Annotated in this window: 20 protein-coding genes; 11 read left to right on the top strand and 9 right to left on the bottom strand. The window is 71.3% G+C overall.

Features of this window, described 5'->3' with window-relative positions:
* Positions 1 to 39: 39 nt before the first annotated feature.
* From GGQ54_RS06655 to GGQ54_RS06675, 5 genes are all read right to left on the bottom strand, one after another.
* On the bottom strand, positions 40 to 2,022 hold the full coding sequence (locus GGQ54_RS06655) for an AarF/UbiB family protein (RefSeq protein WP_218843739.1): 1,983 nt from the start codon (positions 2,020 to 2,022) through the stop codon (positions 40 to 42).
* 53 nt (positions 2,023 to 2,075) lie between these two features.
* Positions 2,076 to 3,026, bottom strand: coding sequence for an ABC transporter substrate-binding protein (locus tag GGQ54_RS06660; protein ID WP_179444674.1), 951 nt, complete (start codon positions 3,024 to 3,026; stop codon positions 2,076 to 2,078).
* Positions 3,027 to 3,131: 105 nt separating this feature from the next.
* Entirely contained in the window at positions 3,132 to 3,797 is a 666-nt protein-coding gene (locus tag GGQ54_RS06665) for an ABC transporter permease (protein ID WP_179444675.1), read from the bottom strand.
* The gene (locus GGQ54_RS06670; protein WP_179444676.1) at positions 3,794 to 4,456 is read right to left on the bottom strand and encodes an ABC transporter permease; all 663 of its coding nucleotides are present in this window, start codon (positions 4,454 to 4,456) and stop codon (positions 3,794 to 3,796) included. Before GGQ54_RS06670 ends, GGQ54_RS06665 begins: the two co-directional genes overlap by 4 nt.
* 2 nt (positions 4,457 to 4,458) lie before the next feature.
* Positions 4,459 to 5,430, bottom strand: a complete 972-nt coding sequence (locus tag GGQ54_RS06675; RefSeq protein WP_179444677.1) for an ATP-binding cassette domain-containing protein — start codon at positions 5,428 to 5,430, stop codon at positions 4,459 to 4,461.
* A gap of 192 nt (positions 5,431 to 5,622) precedes the next feature.
* On the opposite strand from GGQ54_RS06675, the gene GGQ54_RS06680 reads away from it, so the two are divergent.
* Positions 5,623 to 7,944, top strand: a complete 2,322-nt coding sequence (locus tag GGQ54_RS06680; RefSeq protein ID WP_179444678.1) for a heterodisulfide reductase-related iron-sulfur binding cluster — start codon at positions 5,623 to 5,625, stop codon at positions 7,942 to 7,944.
* A 517-nt stretch (positions 7,945 to 8,461) separates the two neighbouring features.
* Here the strand turns inward: GGQ54_RS06680 and GGQ54_RS06685 are convergent.
* A complete protein-coding gene (locus GGQ54_RS06685) occupies positions 8,462 to 9,973 on the bottom strand; it encodes a DHA2 family efflux MFS transporter permease subunit (RefSeq protein WP_179444679.1) in 1,512 nt (503 codons plus the stop codon).
* On the bottom strand, positions 9,973 to 10,689 hold the full coding sequence (locus GGQ54_RS06690) for a helix-turn-helix transcriptional regulator (RefSeq protein ID WP_179444680.1): 717 nt from the start codon (positions 10,687 to 10,689) through the stop codon (positions 9,973 to 9,975). The genes GGQ54_RS06685 and GGQ54_RS06690 overlap by 1 nt, the downstream gene beginning before the upstream one ends.
* Positions 10,690 to 10,776: 87 nt before the next feature.
* Between GGQ54_RS06690 and dcd the strand changes: the two genes are divergently transcribed.
* Together dcd and GGQ54_RS06700 are read left to right on the top strand one after the other, a co-directional pair.
* On the top strand, positions 10,777 to 11,367 hold the full coding sequence (dcd, locus tag GGQ54_RS06695) for a dCTP deaminase (protein ID WP_179444681.1): 591 nt from the start codon (positions 10,777 to 10,779) through the stop codon (positions 11,365 to 11,367).
* Complete coding sequence (locus tag GGQ54_RS06700; RefSeq protein WP_179444682.1) at positions 11,364 to 11,906, top strand: DUF3592 domain-containing protein; 543 nt, start codon at positions 11,364 to 11,366, stop codon at positions 11,904 to 11,906. Before dcd ends, GGQ54_RS06700 begins: the two co-directional genes overlap by 4 nt.
* A 9-nt stretch (positions 11,907 to 11,915) precedes the next feature.
* On the opposite strand, the gene GGQ54_RS06705 is transcribed toward GGQ54_RS06700, so the two are convergent.
* Positions 11,916 to 13,526, bottom strand: a complete 1,611-nt coding sequence (locus GGQ54_RS06705) for an FHA domain-containing protein (protein ID WP_179444683.1) — start codon at positions 13,524 to 13,526, stop codon at positions 11,916 to 11,918.
* Positions 13,526 to 14,272: a protein phosphatase 2C domain-containing protein gene (locus tag GGQ54_RS06710; RefSeq protein ID WP_179444684.1), complete on the bottom strand. Its 747-nt coding sequence runs from the start codon at positions 14,270 to 14,272 to the stop codon at positions 13,526 to 13,528. The genes GGQ54_RS06705 and GGQ54_RS06710 overlap by 1 nt, the downstream gene beginning before the upstream one ends.
* A gap of 69 nt (positions 14,273 to 14,341) precedes the next feature.
* Between GGQ54_RS06710 and GGQ54_RS06715 the strand changes: the two genes are divergently transcribed.
* From GGQ54_RS06715 to GGQ54_RS06750, 8 genes are all read left to right on the top strand, one after another.
* Entirely contained in the window at positions 14,342 to 15,295 is a 954-nt protein-coding gene (locus tag GGQ54_RS06715; RefSeq protein WP_179444685.1) for a class I SAM-dependent methyltransferase, read from the top strand.
* A gap of 48 nt (positions 15,296 to 15,343) precedes the next feature.
* Entirely contained in the window at positions 15,344 to 16,132 is a 789-nt protein-coding gene (gene serB, locus GGQ54_RS06720) for a phosphoserine phosphatase SerB (protein WP_343045882.1), read from the top strand.
* Positions 16,133 to 16,185: 53 nt separating this feature from the next.
* Positions 16,186 to 17,325 (top strand): cystathionine gamma-synthase, encoded by a 1,140-nt coding sequence (locus GGQ54_RS06725; protein WP_179444686.1) that lies wholly within the window; start codon positions 16,186 to 16,188, stop codon positions 17,323 to 17,325.
* Between the two features lie 48 nt (positions 17,326 to 17,373).
* On the top strand, positions 17,374 to 18,231 hold the full coding sequence (locus tag GGQ54_RS06730; protein ID WP_179444687.1) for an aldose epimerase family protein: 858 nt from the start codon (positions 17,374 to 17,376) through the stop codon (positions 18,229 to 18,231).
* Positions 18,228 to 18,914: a lysoplasmalogenase family protein gene (locus tag GGQ54_RS06735; RefSeq protein ID WP_179444688.1), complete on the top strand. Its 687-nt coding sequence runs from the start codon at positions 18,228 to 18,230 to the stop codon at positions 18,912 to 18,914. Before GGQ54_RS06730 ends, GGQ54_RS06735 begins: the two co-directional genes overlap by 4 nt.
* Before the next feature lie 100 nt (positions 18,915 to 19,014).
* On the top strand, positions 19,015 to 20,292 hold the full coding sequence (locus GGQ54_RS06740; RefSeq protein ID WP_179444689.1) for an APC family permease: 1,278 nt from the start codon (positions 19,015 to 19,017) through the stop codon (positions 20,290 to 20,292).
* A gap of 139 nt (positions 20,293 to 20,431) precedes the next feature.
* Positions 20,432 to 21,955 carry an acetaldehyde dehydrogenase ExaC gene (gene exaC, locus GGQ54_RS06745; protein WP_179444690.1) on the top strand — a complete coding sequence of 508 codons (1,524 nt, stop codon included), beginning with the start codon at positions 20,432 to 20,434 and terminating at the stop codon, positions 21,953 to 21,955.
* Complete coding sequence (locus GGQ54_RS06750) at positions 21,955 to 22,464, top strand: DUF779 domain-containing protein (protein ID WP_179444691.1); 510 nt, start codon at positions 21,955 to 21,957, stop codon at positions 22,462 to 22,464. Before exaC ends, GGQ54_RS06750 begins: the two co-directional genes overlap by 1 nt.
* Positions 22,465 to 22,562: the final 98 nt, after the last annotated feature.

Consider the following 22,562-nt stretch of genomic DNA (forward strand, 5'->3'; position numbering starts at 1 on the left):
CTCTTGGCGGAACATGGAACCAAGCTGCTCGGCTTCGAATCAATCGGCCCCGTGCCGGAAGATGATCACCAACACCCGCAGGCCGAGGACGAAGGCGACGAAGAGGACGGCGTACCCGAGCAGGGGCAGCGCACCGATCCCGGGTGCGAGAGCCGGTCCGCCCGGAGTGGTGATCAACACCACCGACGCGATGGTCAGCGCGGCGGCGAGGATCCCCAGCACCAGTTGGTGCACCAGGCCGGTCAGGAACCGCCGGTCCTCGGGTTGGGCGAGGACGCTCACCCGGGCAGTGAAGCGGCCATCGGCCAGTTGTTCGGTGATCTTGTCCACCCGGCGCGGCAGCCGTTGCAGCGCCGGCAGCATCCCCAGCAACTGCTGCTCCAGGGTCTCCCGCACCGCGGCCGGGCCGCCGAGCTCCCCGGTCAGCGCCGGAGCCTGGGCCCGGGCGGCGGTGATCATCTCGAATCCGGGGTCGATCAGCCGGAGCGTACCCTCCAGGGTCATCAGCGCCCGAAAGGCAGCGGCGATCTGGGTGGGCACCCGGTAACGGTGGCGCCGGAGCAGGGCGAACAGGTCGGCGAACAGCCCGTCCACCGAACCGGCACCCAGCCGCGCGATGGTCTCGCCCAGGTCGCGCTCCAGGGCGCGCTCGTCCAGGCCGGGTGGCCGGCCGAGCAGGTCGATCAGGGTGTCGGTCGCGCCGATCGCATCGCCGCGCTCGACCGCCGCCAGCAGCATCGCCAGCGCCTGTCGGCTGCCCCGATCCAGCCGGCCGACCGAGCCGAAGTCCAGGAGCCCGGCGGTTCCGTCGGGCGACAACACGATGTTGCCGGGATGCAGATCGGCGTGGAAGGTGCCCTCGACCAGCACCTGGCGCAGCACCTCGTGCAGCAGGGCCGAGGCCAGCTCGGCCCGGCGCTGCGGGCTCCACTTCGCGAGCTGTTCGCGCGCCGCGCCGATCGGTACGCCGTCGATCCGGTCCATCACCAGGACCGCGCCGCCGGACAGCTCCGGGTGCACGCGCGGGATGCGGATCACCGAATCCGACGGCAGCTTCGCCCGGATGGCGGTCATGTTCGCCTGTTCGATCCGGTAGTCGAGCTCCTCGTTCAACGAGCGGGCGAACCCGTCTCCGAGCGCACGCACGCCGAGCTCGCGGCCCCATGTCGTGTTGCGTTCCAGCCAGCCGGTCAACTGGTGCAGCACCTCGAGATCGTTCTCCACCTGCCGGCGGGCCGCCGGCCGCTGGATCTTGATCACCACCTCGCGCCCGTCGGTCAGCCGCGCCGCATGCACCTGGGCGACCGAGGCGGCCGCCAGCGGCTCGGGCTCGATGGAGGCGAACGCCGCCTCGGCAGCCGAACCGTCCGGCCCACCGATGGAGGCGGTCAGCACCTCCCGGACCCGCGGCCACGGCTCCGGCGCCACCCGCGCCTGCAGCACCGACAGGGCACCGGCGAAGTCCGGCCCGATCAGATCGGGCCGGGTGGAGGCGAGCTGGCCGACCTTGACGAAGGTCACGCCGGCCTGCTCGAGGCTGCGGGTCAGGGCCGCGGCCACCCGCGAGGCGGGCTGGTCGGGCGTACGGCCGCGCAGGAACCCGCCGAGGCCGTTGCGCACCGCGATCGCGCCGAGCTGGCGCATCCTTCCGGCGGTACGCCAGCGCTGCCGCCAGCCGCGCAAGGCCTCGAGCGGGCCCGGCACCGAGCCGGTCGGCACCACGACCTCGGAGACGACCAGGAACGCGATTCCGATCCCGAACATCCAGGCCAGCGCCAGGACCATCGTGACCACGGCAACGCCCGGCTCCACCCGGGGACCGTCGTAGTCGAAGACCCCCGTGGTCGGGCCGAGCCAGGTGATCACCGGGGCGACCGCGGCGAGCAGGATCAGCGCCATCAGCACCGTCCGGCCCCAGCCGATCCGGGAGCCGAGCACGCGACGTGACAGCCCGGCGACCAACCAGGCCGCCAGCAGCCAGGTGATCAGCGCGAAGATCCCGGCGACGATGTTCTCCAGCACGCCCTCAAGCTAGCGGCCGAGGCCCCGGCACCGGCATCCGGAAGCCCCCGGACTCAGGACCCCCCGAGCCCCTTGCTCTGCAGATAGTCCGCGGCGACCTGATCCGGATTGAGGTGATCATTGTCGACCTGCGCATTCAGCGCCTGCAGGTCCTCGGTGGTCAACTGCTGCTGCAGCTTGTTGACCGCAGTGATCGCCGCATCGTCGGTGAAGTCGGCGCGGGTCAGCGGCACCACATTCTGCGGCAGGATCAGCCCCGCCGGATCCTCAAGCACGACGTAGTTGTTGTCGGCGATCGCGGAGTCGGTGCTGAAGAAGTCGGCCACCTGCACCTTGCCGTCATTCATGTCCTTGACCTTGACCGCCAGCGCGTCATAGGCGCGGAACTCGCCGAACTTCGCGTCATAGACGTCCTCCAGCCCCTTCGGGCCGTACGGCCGGTCGGCCAGCTCGCCCGGGCCGCCGAGGACCCAGCGGTCGGACTTTCCGGCCAGATCGGCGAGCGAGCGCACCCCCGACTCCTGCGCGGTCTGCTGGGTGACCACGTAGACGTCCTGGTTGGCCGCCTTGGACTGGTCGAGCACCTTCAGGCTCTGCTCCTCGGCGACCTTCGGCAGGTCGCGGTCGACATCCTCGCGGTCCTTCGCACCGCTCTCGGGATCGAGATATTCGAGCAGATTGCCCGTGTACTCCGGCACCATCGACACCGACCCGTCGCGCAGCGCGCCGATGTAGATCTCGCGGCTGCCGATATTGGTCCGCGTCGACGCGTTCACCCCCGCGCCGCGCATCGCCCCGGCGTAGAGCTCGGCGATGATCGCCGATTCGGTGAAGTTGGCCGAGCCGACGACGACCTCGCCGCCCGCCGGAGCCTCGCCGGCGGTCGGATCGGCCATCGGGTTGGAGTTGGCGCCGCACGCGGCGAGCGTCAGGGCGGCCGCGCCGGCCACGCCGGCCAGCAGCGCGCGGCGCGGGCCGGTCAGGAACTTTCGGAGAATGCGCATCGGTTCGCCTTCCGTGAGTTGTCGGTGACGACCTTAACGGGCGGCACCGACACCGCGGTCACCCGGCGCGGCCCGCGATTCATCAGGCGCGTGCCCCGCGATTCATCAGGCGCGTGCCCCGCGACGGGTACGCCGTCGCGCGAGCGCGCCCGCGCCACCGAGCAGGGCCTCCAGGATGATCGCCAGCGCCGCGACCAGGACGGCGCCCGCGAAGACCTCCGGATACCCGTTCGGCCCCTGCCGCTGGCCGTCGACCACGAGCCGGCCGAGCCCGCCCGAGGCCGCGAGCGCGGCCACCGTCGCGGTTGCGACCACCTGCAGGGCCGCGGACCGGAAGCCGGAGATGATCAGCGGCGTGGCGAGCGGCAGCTCGACACCGGTGATCACCTGGCGATCGGTCATCCCCATCGCGTGGGCGGCGGTCACGGCGCCGCGGTCGGCCCCGCGTACCCCCGCCGCCGTCGCGGTCAGGATCGGCGGGATCGCCAGCACGGCGAGCGCGGCGACGATCGCCCACAGCTCGCGGCCGAAGATCGTCACGATCAGCACCAATAGACCGAGAGTGGGGATCGCCCGCGCGGCATTGCTCAGCCCGGCGACGACGAAGTCGCCGCGGCCCGTGTGACCGATGGCGATGCCTGCAGGCACGGCGATCAGGCCCGCCACCAGCAGCGCGAGGAAGGTGTAGACGAGGTGCTGGGCCAACAGATCGCCGATGCCGCCGGCACCCGACCAGTTCGCCGGATCGGTGAGATAGGGCCACAGGCTCATGCCGCACCCCCGCGCCGACCGGTCACCGCGAGCCAGGGCAGGCTGATCCTCTGGATGGCAAGGATCGTCAGATCGGCCAGCAGCGCCAGGATCAGGATCAACACGATGCCGACGATGATCGGGGTCAGGAAGCCCTCCCGGAAGCCCTGGTCGAAGTACTGGCCGAGGGCCCCCATGCCGATCACCGCGCCGACAGTGACCAGTGCGATGTTGGACACGGTGACCACCCGGAGCCCGGCGAAGATCACCGGCATGGCGAGCGGAAGCTCGACACCGAAGACCCGCCGCGCCCGGCCGTAGCCCATCGCGACCGAGGCATTGCGGACCGCCGGCGGGACGGAACGGAACCCGTCGACGACACTGCGCAGCAGCAGCGCCAGCGAATAGACCGTCAACGCGACGACGACATTGATCGGATCCAGGATGCGAGTGCCGAGGAACAGCGGCATCACCACGAACAGCGCGACCGAGGGGATGGCATAGACCAGCCCGGCGATGGTGATGATCACCGAGGCGAAGCGGCCGGTCCGGCTGACCAGATAGCCGAGCGGGATGGCGATCAACAGCGCCACCACGACCGGGATGATCGACAGCGCCAGATGCTCGACCAGCCGCGCACCGATCTGATCCAGGTTGCGAGCGATCCAGGCGACGTTCATGATCAACTGTCCTTGATCAACGCACGCTGGCGGTCGGCGGCCGCGACGATCGCGTCGACGCCCACCATCCCGACGGCCCGGCCACCCTCATCGAGCGCGTAGGCACGCCCGTCGGTGGACAACAGCGTCTCGTCCAGGGCGACCCGGGCGGAACCGCTCAGCGGAAAGGTACGCGCACCCTCCGGCGGCGGGCCGTCCGCCGGGGTGAGGTCGAGCTCGCCGGCCGGTAGGAAGGTCAGCGCCCGGTAACCGCGATCCTTGCCCACAAAGGCATCCACGAACGGGTTCGCGGGCTCGGTGAGGATCTGCGCCGGCGTACCCTGCTGGGCCACGTGTCCGGGCCGCTGCATCACCACCACCTCGTCCCCCAGGGTGATCGCCTCGTCGATGTCGTGGGTGATCAACACGATAGTCTTGCCGAGATCGGTGTTCAGCCGCTTCACCATCTGCTGCAGATCGCCGCGAACCAGCGGGTCGACCGCCGAGAACGGCTCGTCCATCAACAGCAGCACCGGGTCGGCGGCGAGCGCGCGGGCGACCCCGACACGCTGCTGCTGTCCGCCGGACAGTTGCGCGGGGTAGCGCTTGGCGAGCGCCGGATCAAGATCGACCAGCTCCATCAGTTCGCCGGTCCGGGCGCTGATCCTGCGCGCATCCCAGCCGATCAGCCGCGGGACCGTACCGATGTTCTCCGCGACCGTCTTGTGCGGGAACAGGCCGCCGCTCTGGATCACATAGCCCATCTGCCGCCGCAGGCGGGTGACCGGCACGTCGGCGATGTCGGTGCCGTCCCAGCGAATGCTCCCCGAGCTCGGGTCGAGCATCCGGTTGATCATCCGCAGGGTCGTGGTCTTGCCGCAACCGGATGGTCCGACGATCACGGTGGTGCCGTCGGAGGGGATGGTCAGGTCGAGATCCTCGACGGCGGTGGTGCCATCGGGGAAGGCCTTGGTCACGGAGTCGAACTCGATCACGGGTACGCCTCTCGCGGCCCGCCGATCGGGCCGACAACTCGCTGGGCTGCCGATTCAACCACTTGCGGGCGGCGATGCCGGGAGGCCCCCGCCGAACGGGTATGTTACCGACCAGTAAGGGATGCCTTTGGCGGCACTGGGTGCCAATACCCCTAAAGTATCCCTGCCGATCAATGCCGAAGGGAGCCGGACGTGACCATCGTGGCCATCGTGCTCGCGCTGTTGTTCACCGTCGTGGGCGTGGCCCTGTTCGTCCGTGGGGTGGCCCGCATCGTCGAGGTGGTCAAGCTCGGCCAGCCCACCCTCGGCCGCAGCAACAACCCGACCCAACGCTGGGCGACGATGTTCGCCGAGACCCTGCTGCACACCCGGATGCTGCAGTGGCGCGCCGTGGGCATCGCGCACTGGATCGTCTTCTTCGGCTTCATCATCTTGTTCACAACGCTGGTCGCGGCGTACGTCCAGTTGTTCATCCCCTCCTTCGCACTGCCGATCATCGGGCACTTCCCGCCGTATGAGTGGGTGATCGAGCTGCTCGCCTGGGCGACCGTGTTCGCGATCGCGTACCTGATGATCCTGCGCCTGTTCCGGCAGCCGCCCGGCCGCGCCAGCCGGTTCTTCGGGTCCCGGCGCTGGATGGCGGTCTTCGTCGAGTGCGTCATCCTCGCCGTCGCGGTCTGCATCCTGACGCTGCGCGCGCTGGAGTTCCAGTTGCTGCGCCACGAGGATCCGGCGCTGGCCAGCCCGCTGCACTTCCCGCTGACGTTCTTCCTGATCCCCGGCGAGCTGTCCGAGCAGGCGGCGGCCACCGGCGTCGTCTGGGTCGCCGCGGTGAAGATCGTCATCTCGATGATCTGGTTCTGCGTGATCGGGCTGAACCTGACGATGGGCGTCGCCTGGCACCGGTTCGGCGCGTGGCCGAACATCTGGTTCCGTCGCTACCCCGACGGCAAGCCAGCGCTCGGCGCGCTGCAGCCGATCAACGTCGGGGGCAAGCCGCTGGACTTCGAGCAGATCGAGGACCTGGACGAGGACGCCGCGATCGGCGTCGGCAAGGTCGAGGACTTCACCTGGAAGGACCTGCTCGACTTCACCTCCTGCACCGAGTGTGGCCGTTGCCAGAGCCAGTGCCCCGCATGGAACACCGAGAAGCCGCTGTCGCCGAAGCTGCTGATCATGGGGCTGCGCGAGCACACGTATGAGAAGGCCCCCTGGCTGCAGGCGGCCGAGGACCAGCGCGACGCCCTGCCCGATGGTGCCAAGATCGCGGGCGAGCGGGCGCTGGTCGGCGCGAACCCGTCGGGCGCGCTGACCGCCGCCCAGACAGCCCACGCCGGACCGATCCAGGCCGGCGAGGACGGCGCGGTCGGCGTCATCGACCCGGACGTGTTGTGGTCGTGCACGACCTGCGGCGCCTGCGTGCAGCAGTGCCCGGTCGACATCGAGCACATCGACCACATCGTCGACATGCGGCGCAACCAGGTGCTGATGGAGTCGGACTTCCCGAGCGAGCTGAACCAGCTCTACAAGGGGCTGGAGTCCAAGGGCAATCCGTGGAACATGAACGCCCGCAAGCGGATGGAGTGGGCGAAGGGGCTCGAGTTCGACGTGCCGGTCGTCGGCGAGGACGTCGAGGACCTGACCGACGTCGAGTACCTGTTCTGGGTCGGCTGCGCCGGGGCGTACGAGGATCGCGCGATCAAGACCACCCAGGCGGTCGCCGAACTGCTGCACACGGCCGGGGTGAAGTACGCCGTGCTCGGCAACGGGGAGACCTGCACCGGCGACCCGGCGCGCCGCTCGGGCAACGAGTTCGTCTTCCAGCAGCTCGCGATGGAGAACGCGGAGACCCTGAAGGAGGCCAAGGCGTCCAAGGTCGTCACCACCTGCGCGCACTGCCTGAACACGCTGAAGAACGAGTACCCCCAGGTCGGCGTCGAGCTGGAGGTCGTGCATCACTCCCAGTTGCTGAATCGCTTGGTCCGCGACGGAAAGCTGACCCCGGTCGCGCCGACCGAGGGGTCCGTGGCCGGTCGTTCGATCACCTATCACGACCCGTGCTACATCGGCCGCCACAACGGGATCTATGACCCGCCGCGCGATCTGCTGCAGGGCATTCCCGGCACGACGTTCACCGAGATGCCGCGGCACGGCAAGACCTCGTTCTGCTGCGGCGCCGGCGGCGCGCGGATGTGGATGGAGGAGAAGATCGGTACGCGGGTGAACCTCAACCGCACCGACGAGGCGCTTGCGACCCTGGGCGTGATGGACAACGGGCCGACGGGCGCCGTCGCCAATGCCGAGCCGGCCGAGCAGCCGGAGGGCGTGGACCGGGCGGACGAGCCGAAGGGGCCGGTGAAGCCGGCCGGCCGCGGCGCCATCGCCACCGGGTGCCCGTTCTGCCGGGTGATGTTGTCCGACGGCCTGACCGCCAAGCAGGCCGACGGCGTCGGCGAGGACATCGAGGTGCTGGATGTGGCGCAACTGCTGCTGGAGTCCGTGAAGCGGGGCTGAGCGGACGCGTTCGCGGCCCACCGCCAAGATTCTGCAAGACGCGGGACATGTTCCGCGGATTGCAGAATCCAGAGGCTGCGGCCGCCGCCCTGGGTACGTCGGCAGGTGCCCACCGCGCCAGCGACCCGGGCCCACGCCACACCCCTGGCCAGCGGTCACACACGGCGGCCCGCGGCGCACCACCCCCGCCACAATTCCGACCAGTGGTCACAAACGGCGGCCCCCGGCGCACCAACCCCGCCACAACTCCGACGAGTGGTCACAAACGGCGGCCCCCGGCGCACCAACCCCGCCACAACTCCGGCCAGTGGTCACAAACGGCGGCCCCCGGGCGCACCACCCCCGCCACAACCCCGACCAGTGGTCACAAACGGCGGCCCCCGGCGCACCAACCCCGCCACAACCCCGACCAGTGGTCACAAACGGCGGCCCGCAGCGCACCAACCCCGCCACAACCCCGACCAGTGGTCACAAACGGCGGCCCGCGGCGATCAGATCGACCAGCCCGAGCCGCAGCTCAGGCGTCCCCGGTGATCGCCTCGGCCTGGATCCCCTCGTCCTCGGCGCGCGCGGGTTCGGCGGCGCGGGTGTCCGCTGGCGCGCGCCAGACCAGCATGGCCGCGGCGGCGAGACCGACCAGCGCCACCACGGCCGGCAGCCACATGCTCTGCGCCATCGCGGCGGAGAACGGGGCCACGATCCCGGCAGGCACGACGCCGCCGGTCTCGCGCGCGGCGCCCTCGGCCCCCGGACCGAGATTGGCGGTGATCCGCGAGGAGAGGTACGCCGCCATCGCCGCGCTGCCCAGCACGGCCCCGATCTGGCGCATCGTGTTGTACACGCCGGAGCCGGCACCCGCCATCCGGGGCGGCAGATTGCGGGTCGCCGAGACCGACAGCGGGCCCCAGATCCCGGCGCTGGCCAGGCCGACCATCGCCGACGGGACCAGCAGCCACCACACGGAGATGTCGGAGCGGATCAGCAGCGCGTACCCGGCCAGGCCCAGCGCGAGCAGACCGAAACCCGCCACCGCGAAGTTGCGCGGATTGCGACGGTTGATCACCGAGCCGACGATCGGCGCGAGCACCGCGGAGATCACCGCGATCGGGATCATCAGCAGCGCCGACTGCGTCGGGGTGAGCCCGCGCCCGGACTGCGCGTACAACATCAGCGGGAAGCCCTGCGAGGTGACGATGAAGCCCATCGCGCAGATCGCGATCCCGGCGGCAGTGAAGTTTCGATCGGCGAAGATCGACAACGGCACCAGCGGTTCGGCCACCCGCCGCTGCCAGAGCACGAACGCGGCCATGACCACCAGGCCGGTGATGATCAGCGACCAGACCGACACCGGTCCGGCGATCACGCCCCAGTCGTAGGACTGGCCCTCCTCGATCCCGAACACCAGGCAGAACATGCCCACCCCCGACAACAGCACGCCGATCCAGTCGAAGCGGTGGCTGTGGGTCTCCAGCCGCGGCACGAAGCGCCAGGCCGCGGCGAAGGCGATCACGCCGACCGGCAGATTGACGAAGAAGATCCACTCCCAGCCGAGCGTGTCGATCAACACCCCACCGAGCAGCGGACCCGTCAGCACCGCCACCCCGGCCACCGAACCCCACAGCCCCATCGCCGGACCGCGCCGGTCGGGCGGAAACGTCCTGGTGATCACCGCCATCGTCTGCGGAGTCAGCAACGAGGCACCGAGCCCCTGCACCACCCGCGCGAAGATCAACACCTCGATACTCGGGGCGAGCCCGCAGGCCAGCGAGGCGAGGGTGAACAGACTGAGGCCGATCAGATAGACCCGGCGCGGACCGAACCGGTCCCCCAGCCGGCCCGAGACCAGCAGCGGCACGGCGTAGGCGAGCAGGTACGCGCTGGTCACCCAGATCGCCCCGGAGACATCGGCATCCAGCCCGGCCATGATCGCCGGCATCCCCACGGTCACGATCGTGGTGTCGACCAGGATCATGAAGAAGCCGATCACCATCGCCCACAGGGCCGGCCAACCCGATCGTTCCTCGGTCATCAGTTCCTCGCTTCAGTCTGGTGGGCGGGCTCCGGGTTGGCCAGCCGGGGCGGCACGTCGGGGTGCAGCGGCGTAGCGGCGCGCTCGTAGTCACAGCTCGCCGCGAGCCCCGACGGCGTCCGATCGGTCCAGTCGAGCTCTCCCGCCGCGATCCGATCGGCGAGCGCGGCGCACCAGTCGCGCTCGGCGGTGTGCATCACACGGATGTAGTGGTTGTCGAGCCAGAGCCGCTCCGGCAGGCCGGCTCGCCGCATCCAGGCGTCCCCGGCATCGTGATAGTCGAGCTCGGCCTCCAGCACGCCGACCCGGGCCCGGAGCAGCGCCACGGCCTCGTCGGCGGGCAGGTTGTGCAGCTCGCCGACCGCGACCGGAAACGCCGGGTACTCATAGACCGGCGTGCTGATCATGGTTCGCAGTTGGGCGGCCAATCGCTCCCGCCCGGCCGGCGTGATCTTGTAGGTGGTTCGCTCCGGACGGCCGCCGTCGCGATCCGTGCCGACCTCGGCGAGCAGGCCGCCGGCGACCATTCGGTTGATCGCGTGGTAGAGCGACCCGGGCCGCAGCTTGACGTTGCGGTCCTCCCGCCGCGTCAGCATCGTCTGGTAGACGTCGTAGGCGTGCCGCGGCCGCTCGGCGAAGATCGACAACGCCGCCAGCGCCAGTGGCGTCAACTCCCGTTCGGACACCGTGCCCGCCTCTCCCGTTGCGTCCTCCACGCCGTCTATTCCACACGGAATATTAGGGCCGGAGCAGCGCCGCACACAAGGCGTACCCCACCTTCCGATTTCGGTACGCTCTCCCGCATGCTGCTCTCGGACCGCGACATCGCCGCGGGACGCTCCGCCGGACGGCTCGGCGTCGATCCCTGGGACGACGCGATGCTCCAGCCCTCCAGCGTCGACGTCCGCCTCGACCGCTACTTCCGGGTCTTCGAGAACCATCGCTATCCCCACATCGATCCCGCCGAGGAGCAACCCGAGCTGACCCGGCAGGTCGCCCCTGCCGCCGGCGAGCCGTTCATCCTGCATCCGGGTGAGTTCGCACTGGCGGCCACCTATGAGCGGGTCACCCTGGCCAATGACGTCGCCGCGCGGTTGGAGGGAAAGTCCTCCCTGGGCCGGCTCGGCCTGCTCACCCACTCCACGGCGGGCTTCATCGATCCCGGCTTCGACGGCCACGTCACGCTCGAGCTGTCCAATGTCGCGAACCTGCCGATCAAGCTGTGGCCCGGCATGAAGATCGGCCAGCTCTGCTTCTTCGGGCTCAGCTCGCCGGCCGAGCATCCCTACGGGTCACAGCGCTACGCCTCGCGCTACCAGGGCCAGCGCGGACCGACGGCCAGCCGCTCGCACCGCAACTTTCACCTCACGGACATCCCCGACGCACCCGCATGACCCCCGCGCACAGCAACGACGAACTGACGGAGGCCACCCGGCGCAAGATGGACCGGCTGCGGCTGACGCTGCGCCTGTCCGCGCTGCTGTTCGTGCTCATCGGGCTGGCCTGCGCGGCGCTCTCGCTGCCCAACGGCATCAGCGAGTTGAACCGCGCCGGCAGCCAGTCGGTCTGGGTGCCGGTCGACGGTCGGGTCTCGGGCTATGTCGCCCGGCCGGAGAGCTTCCCGTTCCAGCCGGCGCCGATCCCGGTGCGGCGCCCGTTGATCGACTACGAGGCGGGTGGCCAGAAGCGCTCCTACCTGCACCCGCGGGCGACGGATCTCGACTATCCGGTCGGCGCCACGGTTCGGTTGCGGGTGGACCCCGACGACCCGGCCCAGGTCACCTACGACCGCGGCCGGGCGAGCTGGCTGGCGCCGCTCGCGCTCGGGACCCTGCCGCTGATCTTCGGCCTCACCCTCGGGGCGGTGATGTGGCGCCGCTCGGGCGACCCGACGTTCCTGCGTACCGCCGTGCACCCCGAGACCGAGGACTGATCGCGCCGCTCAGATCGGGGCGGCGATCTCGATCGTCACCCCGTCGCCGAGGTCGAGCACGCTGCCCGGGTCGACCGTGACCGGCTGCCCCGGCAGCAGCCGCCGCCGGTCCGCACCGTTGCCGGGGGCGATCAGGATCGTCCCGTTCGTCGACTGCAGATCGGTCACCGTGACGTCCCAGCCCTCCGGGGTCACCTGGACGTGGCTGCGGCTGATGTCCTGGCTCGGGCTGCGCACCGTGAGCAGGTGCGCGGCACGGTCGCCGACCTTGGCCGCGGACGGAGCCCGGCCGATGACCACCGGCTGATCCAGTTGTACGCCGTCCCCGGTCGAGGCGCGCACCACCGCCAGCACGGGGGCGCTGATCAACTGCGGCTGCTGTCGTTCGATCGGCGCGCGGCACCAGCGGCAGTACTGCAGGTCCGGCGGATTGGGATGGCCCCGGGTACAGAACACCCCGAGCACCATCTCCCCGACCGCCTCCGGGTCGGGCTCGGGGTCCGGCTCGACCGAGGGCACCGCCGTCAGGGTCTCGGTACGCTGCGGCGCCGGCTCGTCAGCGCCACCGCCCACGGATCCCTGGAAGCGCGCGACGGACAGGTGATCACCGGCCGCCCGGGTGGGCCCGGGTGCCGTCGGCGATGGGGCCGCCGCGCCGGTGGCGGCGCCGGCGGCGGCGCCGGGGGCGGGACCGCCCAGGCTGGGGCCGATCACCGTCTCGGGCAGGTCGCCGTCCCAGCCGCGCGCGGGCCGCGGCTCGGTCGGGCCGCTGTCGGAGCCGTCCACCTCCGGCGCGGTGGAGCCGTTGGGCTCGCTCTCCGGCTGTGGGTACGGCGCGGACGACTCCGGCTCCGGCGTTGTCGTCGGCTCCTTGCGCACGTCCGTGTAGGGCGCCGGAGCGCCCGACGCCGCCAGACCGGCACCGCCGGCCGCGGTTGCCGCCGCGGCCGGGGCGGCGGCCGCGGGCGGGACGATCGGCGCCGCGGGCTCGGCGGGCTCGGGCTCGGCAGGGGCGGGCGCGGGCTCGGCAGGTGCGGGCTCGGCCGCCTCGGGTGCGGCCGGCGCGGGCTCGGCGGGAGCGGGCTCGGGGGCGGCCCGTTCGGGAGCCGGGGCGGCGGCCGCGGCGGGATTCACCTGGGGGCTCAGCACGAGTGCGTCGGCGGAGGCGTCCAGCGTCAGGGCGCCGGCGCGTACCGCGCCGACCACCAGGGGCAGGGCGGCGCCATCGGGCGTACCCTCCCCGAACTCGACGCGCACGCCGGTGACGTCGCCGAGACCGGTCTCGGACCAGGTCCGGACCCGGTCGGCCGCCTGCGTGATCGGCGTACCGTCGGCATCGCGGACGCGGACATCGCCGCGCAGCAGGGTACGCAGCTCGCCGTCGGCCCAGAAGAACACCGCCAGCCCGGGCGCCGCGTCGGCGCCCAACCGCGCCAGCTCGCCGACCAGCTCATCGATCGAGACCGCGGACAGCACCGCATCCCACAGCGCCGCAGGGTCGGCATCGCCGGGAGCCAGCGCCACCAGCGACGCGGGCCCGGACAGCACGACCCAGTCGCCGGGCAGATAACCGGCCCGCCAGCTTCCGACGGTAGATCCGGTAGCGGCTTGGTTCGTCATCAGGCGTCCACCCTCTTCTTGTTCGCATCGACGTCCACGACCATGATCGAGACATTGTCCTGCGCCTTGGCGGCCAGGGCCAGCCGGAGCAGCTCGTCGACCACCTGTCGGGGCGACACCCGGCGGGTCGCGACCTCCTGCAGTTGCGCAAAGCTGGCGCTGGTCAACAGCCCGTCCGAGCACAGCAGCAGCCGCTCCCCGGCGACCATCGGCACGGTCCAGTGATCGGGGCGGTAACTCTCGGCGGCGCCGACCGCGCGGGTCACGACGTGCCGCTCCGGATGGGATTCGGCCTCGGCCGGGGTGATCACCCCGGCATCGATGAGCTCCTGTACCCGCGAGTGATCAACGGTGACCTGCTGCAGCTCGCCGCCGTCCGGCTCGACCCGGTAGATCCGGGTGTCGCCGATGTTGAACAACGCCCACTGCGGCCCGCCGGGCGCATCGATGGCGACCGCGCCGCAGACCGTCGAACCGGACTGCCGCCCCCCGTTCAGGGCCTGCAGCCGGCGGACCCGCTCGTGCGCGGCGTCCAGGGTGGCCGCCACGTCGCGGGGCGTGATGGTGCGCTGCAGCGCCAGCAGCGCGAACTCCTCGACGACGAGCGAACTGGCCATCGCGCCCGCGGTCGCCCCGCCGATCCCGTCCGCCACCACGAAGCAGGGGTCCTTGGCGAGGATGTTGTCCTCGTTCACCTCGCGCACGGCGCCGGCATGGGTCACCGCGGATTGTTCGAGCCGAAACACGGACCTCACAATAGGGCCATCGGGGCCCCGGGGGTCAGGCCCGGCGGGCATCGGCCGGGCTGGTGCAAGATGGCGGCCGTGGACCCCGTCGACGCGCTGATCATGGACGAGGCGGGCCCGGCCGGGCGTACCCTCGCGATCGATGCGCCCGCATTGCCGGCCGACCGGTACCGCGCGGACCGGGCCGAGACGCCGGGCGCGGGCCTGCTGACGCGGGCCGATCTGGTCAGCATCGACACCGTGCTGCTGCGGCTGCCCCGGGCACTGTCGGCGCTGGACGAGCTGGCCGAGCGGATCGCGGCCTGGGGCGAACCGGGGGTTCGGGTGGTCGCCGGCGGGCGGGTGAAGCACATGACGCATGGCATGAACGAGGTGCTGGCGCGACACTTCGGCGAGGTCCGGGCCAGCCGCGGGCGACAGAAGGCCCGGGTCCTGCACGCCTCCGATCCGCACCGACCGGCCGCGCTGAGCTGGCCGCGGTCGCGCCGCGACGACGATCTCGATCTGACGGTGGTGGCGCATGGCGCGACCTTCGGCACCAACCGCCTGGACGCGGGTACGCGGCTGCTGGCCGGCGCGCTGGAGCTGGCACCCGGCGAAAGACGGCCGGCGGTCGACCTGGGGTGCGGTTCGGGCATTCTCGCGGCGCTGCTCGCGCGCCGGGGGTACACCGTGACCGGGCTCGACGTCTCGGCCGCCGCGTGCGCCTCGACGGCCGCGACCGCGGCGGCCAACCGGCTCGCCGTGCGGGTGCTGCATGCCGATGCCGCCGACGGGCTGCGGGTGGGGCAGGCGGCCGTGATCGTCTGCAACCCGCCGTTCCACGTCGGCGCGGCGAAGGACTCCTCGCCGGCCTTCGCGATGTTCGATGCGGCCGGCGCGGGGCTCGCGCCGGGCGGGGAGTTCTGGTGTGTGTTCAACTCCCATCTGCCCTATCTGCCCGCGCTGCGCCGCGCGATCGGGCCGACCGGGATCGTGGCCCGCGACCGGGCCTACACCGTGACCCGCAGCGTCCGTGCATAGCTCACCTGCGCGCCCGAGCGCGCGGCACGGGACGCTAGCGTTTGCCGCGTGCTCGTCTCCGCGGCCTCGCCCCGACCGATCCCGGCGCCACCCGGGGCCACGACCGTGGATCTGGCCGGCCTGCACGGCTGGTGGGCCCGGGGCGCGGCCGCGCCGCCGGACGGGGCCGACACCTGCACGATCGACGGGCCGCTCGCCGACCTCGGCCCCGGCCTGGTGGTGCTGGACGTCGACTCGACGCTGATCACCGCCGAGCAGATCGAGCTGCTCGCCGAGCACGCGGGCACCCGCGAGCGGGTCGCGGCGATCACCGAGCGGGCGATGCGCGGCGAGCTGGACTTCGCGGCGAGCCTCGCCGAGCGGGTCGCCACCCTGGCCGGCGTACCCGCGAGCGCGCTCGCCGAGGTCGGCGCGAGGATCGAGCTCTCCCCCGGGGCCGCAGACCTCGTCGCCGCGGTCCGGCGCAGCGGCGGGCAGGTCGGCCTGGTGTCCGGCGGCTTCGCCGAGATCGTCGAGCCGCTCGCGGCCGGTCTGGGCATCGAGCTCGTCCGCGCCAACCGACTGGAGACCCGCGACGGCGCGCTGACCGGCCGCACCACCGGCCCGGTGATCGACCGGCCGGCCAAGGCGCGTCACCTGCGCGAGTACGCGGCGGCGCTCGGCGTACCGCTCGAACGCACCGTCGCGATCGGTGACGGCGCCAACGATCTGGACATGCTGCACGCGGCGGCGCTCGGGATCGCCTATTGCGCCAAGCCGGTCGTGGCCGCCGCCGCCGACGCCGCGATCACCTTTCCGCGGCTGGACGCGGCCCGGATCTTCCTCGGCCTGGACTGACCACGCGCCGAGAAGCGCCACCCCGCGCACGGCCCTGGCCTACCCTCGCGGCCATGGCGTACGGCTTCAACACCCGCGCACTCCGCGTCCCCCACGATCCGCTGACCGGGTCGGTGGTGCCCCCGATCCACCAGACGAGCACCTACGTCCAGGACGCCGTCGGCACGCTGCGCGGCGGCTACGAGTACTCCCGCGTCGCCAATCCGACCCGCACCGCGCTGCAGGACCAACTCGCCTCGCTCGAGGGGGCGGCGCACGCCTACGCCTTTCCCAGCGGGCTGTCGGCGACGGACGTACTGCTCCGCGCGGTGGTACGCCCGGGCGGGCGCGTGCTGCTGCCCGACGACGTCTACGGAGGCACCTACCGGCTGCTGGACAAGGTCCATGCCGGCACCGGCATCGGCTACGCGGTCGTCAACCAGCGCGATCTCGACGCGGTCGCCGCGGCCGTCGCGCAGGCGCCGGCCGGCTCGGCGCTGTGGCTGGAGACGCCGACGAATCCGATGATGCGGGTCGCCGACATCGCGGCCATCGCCGAGCTGGCCGCGGGCCACGGGGTCGCCGTGCTGGTGGACTCGACGATGGCCTCGCCGTATCTGCAGCAGCCGCTCGCGCTCGGCGCGACCGCGGTGCTGCACTCCTCCACCAAGTACCTGGCCGGGCACTCCGATGTGCTGGGCGGCGTGGTGGCGACCAATGACGATGCGCTGGCCGAGCAGCTCGGCTTCCTCGCCAATGCCGTCGGCGCGGCGCCCGGCCCGATGGATGCCTGGCTGATCTCGCGCGGGGTGAAGACCCTCGGCGTGCGGATGGACCGGCACTGCGCGAACGCCCGCGCGGTGGCGCAGATGCTGCTCGACCATCCGCGGGTGGAACGGGTCCACTATCTCGGGCTGCCCGATGACCCCGGCCACGAGCTGGCCGCCCGGCAGATGCGCAATTTCGGCGGGATGGTGTCGTTCCGGCCGGCCGGCGGCGCCCAGGCGGCGGCCAATGTGGCGAAGTCGACCGAGTTGTTCACGCTCGCCGAGTCCCTCGGCGGGGTCGAGTCGCTGCTCTGCGTACCCGCCCAGATGACCCACGCGTCGGCCCAGGGCACCGAGCTGGCGCCGCCGGACGACCTCGTCCGGCTGTCGGTCGGGATCGAGGACGCCGACGACCTGCTCGCCGATCTGGATCGCGCGCTGGGCTGAGAGCCGGTACGCCCGCGCGCGGGCGGCTCGGACCGATAGCCTGTCCTCGTGAGCGAGGGCGAGCGGCTGACCCACCGGAGCGGCGGCTATCGAGGCGACCACGGTCCGGTGACCTTCACCAGCTACGCGCTGGGCGCGCAGGTGACATCGGTCGCGCTCGGCGATGATCAACTGTTCTTCCTGAGCGACCTGGCGACGTATCGCCCGGGGGCCGCCATCCGCGGCGGCGTACCGGTCTGCTTCCCGTGGTTCGCCGACGGTCCGGACGGCGACCTGGCGCCCAGCCACGGCTTCGTGCGCAAGGTCGAGTGGGAGCTGATCGGTGATCGTGGCGACGAGACCGGTCACGAGTTGTTGTGGCGGATCGGGTCGGAACAGGTCGCCGCGGCGGACGGCCGCGAGGAGTGGCCAGCCGACTTCGAGGCCATCTGCCGGCATGCCTTCGGCGAGGACGGCGTACTGATCGAGCTGACGGTACGCAATCGCGGAGCGGAGCCGATCACCTTCGAGGAGCTGCTGCACAGCTACCTGCGGGTCGATGATCTTGACGCGCTGCGGGTCACCGGCCTGGCCGGGGCGCGCTATCTGGACAAGACCCGCGACCTCGCCGAGTTCACCCAGGAGGGCGACGTCTCGTTCACCGGCCCGACCGACCGGATCTATGCCAGCGACGCGTCGCTGACCCTGCACGACGGCGACCGGACGATCATCGTCGACAAGATCAATTCGGCGAACACCGTGGTCTGGAACCCGTTCGACGCAGGTGTCGCGAAGTTCGCCGATCTCGGCCCCGATGACTGGCGCCGGTTCGTCTGCATCGAGGCCGGCAATGTCAGGGAGAACGCGATCACCGTCGATCCGGGCGCCGAGCACACTTTCGGTACGCGGATTCGGCGCGCCCCGTGAGCTACGCGGCGGCCTGGGCGGCGTACTGGATCACCGCAGCGGCCCATCTGACCTTCCAACTGCTCGGCCTGCCGACCGCGGCCGCGATCAGCCAGGTGCTGCTGGTGCCGTGCCTGATCGTCGCGGTGGCCACCTCCCGCACGCATTCCTCGCCGCTGCGCAACTGGATGCTGGCCGCGTTGTTCTTCTCCTGGGTCGGCGACGCCCTGCCCAAGCTGCTGCCGCCATCGGCGGAGATCTATGCCATGATCGGCGGCTTCTTCGTCGCGCAACTGTGCTGGATGATCGGGCTGTGGCGGCTGCGGGAGCGGTCGCTGATCATGACCGCGCGCTGGCAGTTGCCGATCTATCTGATCGCCGGGATGGTGCTGATCGGCATCCTGGTGCCGACCGCCGGGGTGCTGGTGCCGGCGGTGGCCGCCTATGGGGTGGTCGTGATCGCGATGGCCGTGCTGGCGAGCGGGCTGGGCCGGATCGGCCAGCTCGGCGGCATCATCTTCCTGATCTCCGACGCGCTGATCGCCTTCGACCGGTTCGCGCCGTGGCTCGACATCCCGCTCGCGGGCCCGGCGATCATGGCCACCTACATCCTCGCGCAGGCCCTGCTGGTGACCGCGACCCTGCGCTACCTGCGCAACCGGCCTGCGCGCTCCCGCGCCACGGCCACCACGCTGCGTCGCTGAGCCGGCCTCCGTCGCTGAACCGGGCCATTGGCGCGATTCCTGCCTTGGTTGGCTTCGGGGCCGCTCGCGCGACACCGGCCCGTCCCCTGCGATGGGCGACATGACCGAACGACTCGACACCCCCGAGCACGCCCCGGCCCCCGAGCAGACCATCGGGGTCGTCCAGGGCACGGCGCTCTACGTGTGCGCGATCCTCGGCGCCGGGGTGTTGGTGCTGCCGGGGCAGGCGGCCTCGCTCGCCGGTCCCGCCTCGCTCCTCGCCTGGGGGTTCAGCCTGCTGGCCGGGCTGCCGCTCGCGTTCACCTTTGCCGCCCTGGCCTCGCGGCACCCCGACGCCGGCGGCGTCGCGACCTACGCCGCCCGGGCGTTCGGGCCGGCGGCGGGCGGCATCGCCGGCTGGTGGTACTTCATCGCCGGATCCGTCGGCCAGACGATCGTCCCGCTCACGGCCGGCTACTACCTGTGTGCCGCCGCGGGCCTCGACCAGCGCCTCGCGCCGCTGTTCGCCGCGGGCGTGCTCGCCGCCGCGGTCGCCGCGAACCTGGCCGGCCTGCGGATCGGCGCCCGGCTGCAGATCGCGCTCGCGGCGGCCGTCGCGGTGATCCTCGCCGCCGTCATCGTGATCGCGCTGCCCCAGCTCGATCCGGCCGCATTTCGCCCGTTCGCGCCGGCCGGGCCGGCGGGCATCGGTCGCGCGACGATCGTGTTGTTCTTCGCCTTCGCCGGCTGGGAGGCGATCGCCCACCTGTCCGGGGAGTTCCGGGACGTACGCCGCACGCTGCCGCTCGCCACCGCGTGCACGGCCGCGATCGTCGGCATCCTCTACCTCGGCGTGGCGCTCGCCGTGGTGGGCACCGGCACCTACGGCACGCCCGAGCTGGACCGGATCGCGCTCGGCCGGATCGTCGAGAACGGGCTCGGCCTCTCCGCGGTGGTGATCATGGGGGTCGCCGCCGCGATCATCTGCCTCGGCACCACCAATGCCTTCGTGGCGTCGGTCTCGCGGCTCGGCTTCGCGCTCGGCCGCGACGGCTGGGCGCCGCACTGGCTCGGGCGACGGTCCGCCCGCGGCGTACCCGTCGCCGCCGTGCTCACCGTCGGCGGAATCGGCGGGGCGGGGCTGCTCGGCTCGGCGCTGTTCGGCTGGGGCACCGACGATCTGGTCTTCGTACCGTCGGTGCTGGTGCTGGTCACCTATCTGTTGGGCGCGGCGGCGGCCTGGCGGCTGTTCAGCGGCCGGTCGCGATGGGTCGCCGGTCTCGCGGTGGCCCTGCTGCTGATCCCGGCGCCGTTCGCGGCCGCCCATCTGCTGGTGCCGGCGGCGATCGCGGCGATCCTGCTCGGCTGGCGGGTCGCCCGCGGCCGGCGTACCGGCTGATCGATCGCCCACGGCCGGCCCCTCACGCGGTCCCGGCGACCGGTGGACTTCACCCGCGACCGGGCGGATACTGGTCGTCCGGGGCCGGGCGGCCGTCAGGGCGGCGTGGCCCACCGAACTCGCAGGACAAGGACGTCACATGCCAGTCATCCCGAAGCCCGGCACCGAGGGCTCGCCGATCACGCTGCAGGACCGCTACGACAACTGGATCAACAACGAGTGGGTGCCGCCGGCGAGCGGTGAATACTTCGAGAATCCGTCGCCGGTCACGGGCAAGGTCTACACCGAGGTCGCGCGCTCCAATGCCGACGACATCGAAAAGGCGCTCGACGCCGCCTGGCGCGCGTTCCCCGCCTGGTCGAAGACCTCCACCACCGAGCGGTCCAACCTGCTGTTGCAGATGGCCGACCGGATGGAGGCGAACGCCGAGGCGCTGGCCGCCGCGGAGAGCTGGGACAACGGCAAGGCGATCCGCGAGCCGCTGGCCGCCGACATCCCGCTCGCCGTTGATCATCTGCGTTACTTCGCCGGCGCGATCCGCACCCAGGAAGGCACGATCAGCCAGATCGACGAGGACACCGTCGCCTATCACTTCCACGAGCCGCTGGGCGTGGTCGGTCAGATCATCCCGTGGAACTTCCCGCTGCTGATGGCGATCTGGAAGCTCGCCCCGGCGCTCGCCGCCGGTGACTGCGTGGTGCTCAAGCCGGCCGAGCAGACGCCGGTGTCGATCTTGGAGCTGATGAAGATCGTCGGCGATCTGTTCCCGCCCGGCGTGCTCAACGTCGTGAACGGCTTCGGCACCGAGGCCGGCAAGCCGCTCGCCTCCAACCCGCGGATCCGCAAGGTCGCGTTCACCGGCGAGACGACGACCGGCCGGTTGATCATGCAGTACGCCTCGCAGAACCTGATCCCAGTGACCCTGGAGCTCGGCGGGAAGAGCCCGAACATCTTCTTCGACGACGTCTTCGCCAAGGCCGATGACTATGCGAACAAGGTGGTCGAGGGATTCACGATGTTCGCGCTGAACCAGGGCGAGGTGTGCACCTGCCCCTCGCGCGCGCTGGTCCAGGGCGGCATCTATGACGAGTTCCTGGCCAAGGTGGTGGAGCGTACCCGCAACGTGAAGCAGGGCGACCCGTTCGACACCGACACCCAGGTCGGCGCGCAGGCGTCGAATGATCAGTTCGAGAAGATCATGTCCTACATCCAGATCGGCAAGGACGAGGGCGCGAACGTGCTGGTCGGCGGTGAGGCAGCCCAGCTCGACGGCGAGCTCGCCGGCGGTTGGTATGTCCAGCCGACGATCTTCGAGGGCAAGAACAACATGCGGATCTTCCAGGAGGAGATCTTCGGTCCGGTGGTCAGCGTGACCAGCTTCACCGACTTCGACGAGGCGATGCAGATCGCCAACGAGACCCTCTACGGACTCGGCGCCGGGGTCTGGTCCCGCGACGGCAACACGGCCTACCGCGCCGGGCGGGAGATCCAGGCCGGCCGGGTCTGGGTGAACTGCTATCACCTCTATCCCGCGCACGCGGCGTTCGGCGGCTACAAGCAGTCCGGCATCGGGCGGGAGAACCACGCGATGATGCTTGATCACTACCAGCAGACGAAGAACATGCTGGTCTCCTACTCGGACAAGGAGATGGGCTTCTTCTGATGGATGATCCCGGCACCCCGACCGAATGGTCGAGCCGCGTGCTGATCACCGACCGGGCGGCCGAGCTCCTCGGCCGCCTGGTCGGTCGGCACGGCCCGGTGATGTTCCACCAGTCCGGCGGCTGCTGCGACGGGTCGGCACCGATGTGTTACCCCCAGGGCGAGTTCATCGTCGGCGACCGTGATGTGCTGCTCGGTGTGATCAGCGCGGGCCCCGGCGAGCCCGGCGCCCCGGTCTGGATCTCGGGCTCGCAGTACGAGCTGTGGAAGCACACCCAACTCGTGCTCGACGCCGTACCCGGTCGCGGTTCGGGATTCTCCCTGGAGGCACCCGAGGGGCAACGCTTCCTGACCCGGTCGCGGGTCATCCCGCCCGAGCGCGAGGACCGGCTGCCGCCGGTGCTCACCGGGTCGGCCGTCGAGGAGGGCGCGCCCCTGCCCGACCCGCTCGGCCCGGTCGAACCCACCGGGGCGCTCGGCGAGGTGTGTCGGCCGGCCACAACCCGCTGATCGCGTCGTCCGCGCCGACGCGAGGAATCGGCGTACCTGAGGAAACTCCTCGCCGGTGCTGGGAATCTCTCATCCGGACGGGCAAACTGGCCTGCACT

The organism is Naumannella cuiyingiana (genome assembly GCF_013408305.1).
Taxonomy (GTDB): Bacteria; Actinomycetota; Actinomycetes; order Propionibacteriales; family Propionibacteriaceae; genus Naumannella; species Naumannella cuiyingiana.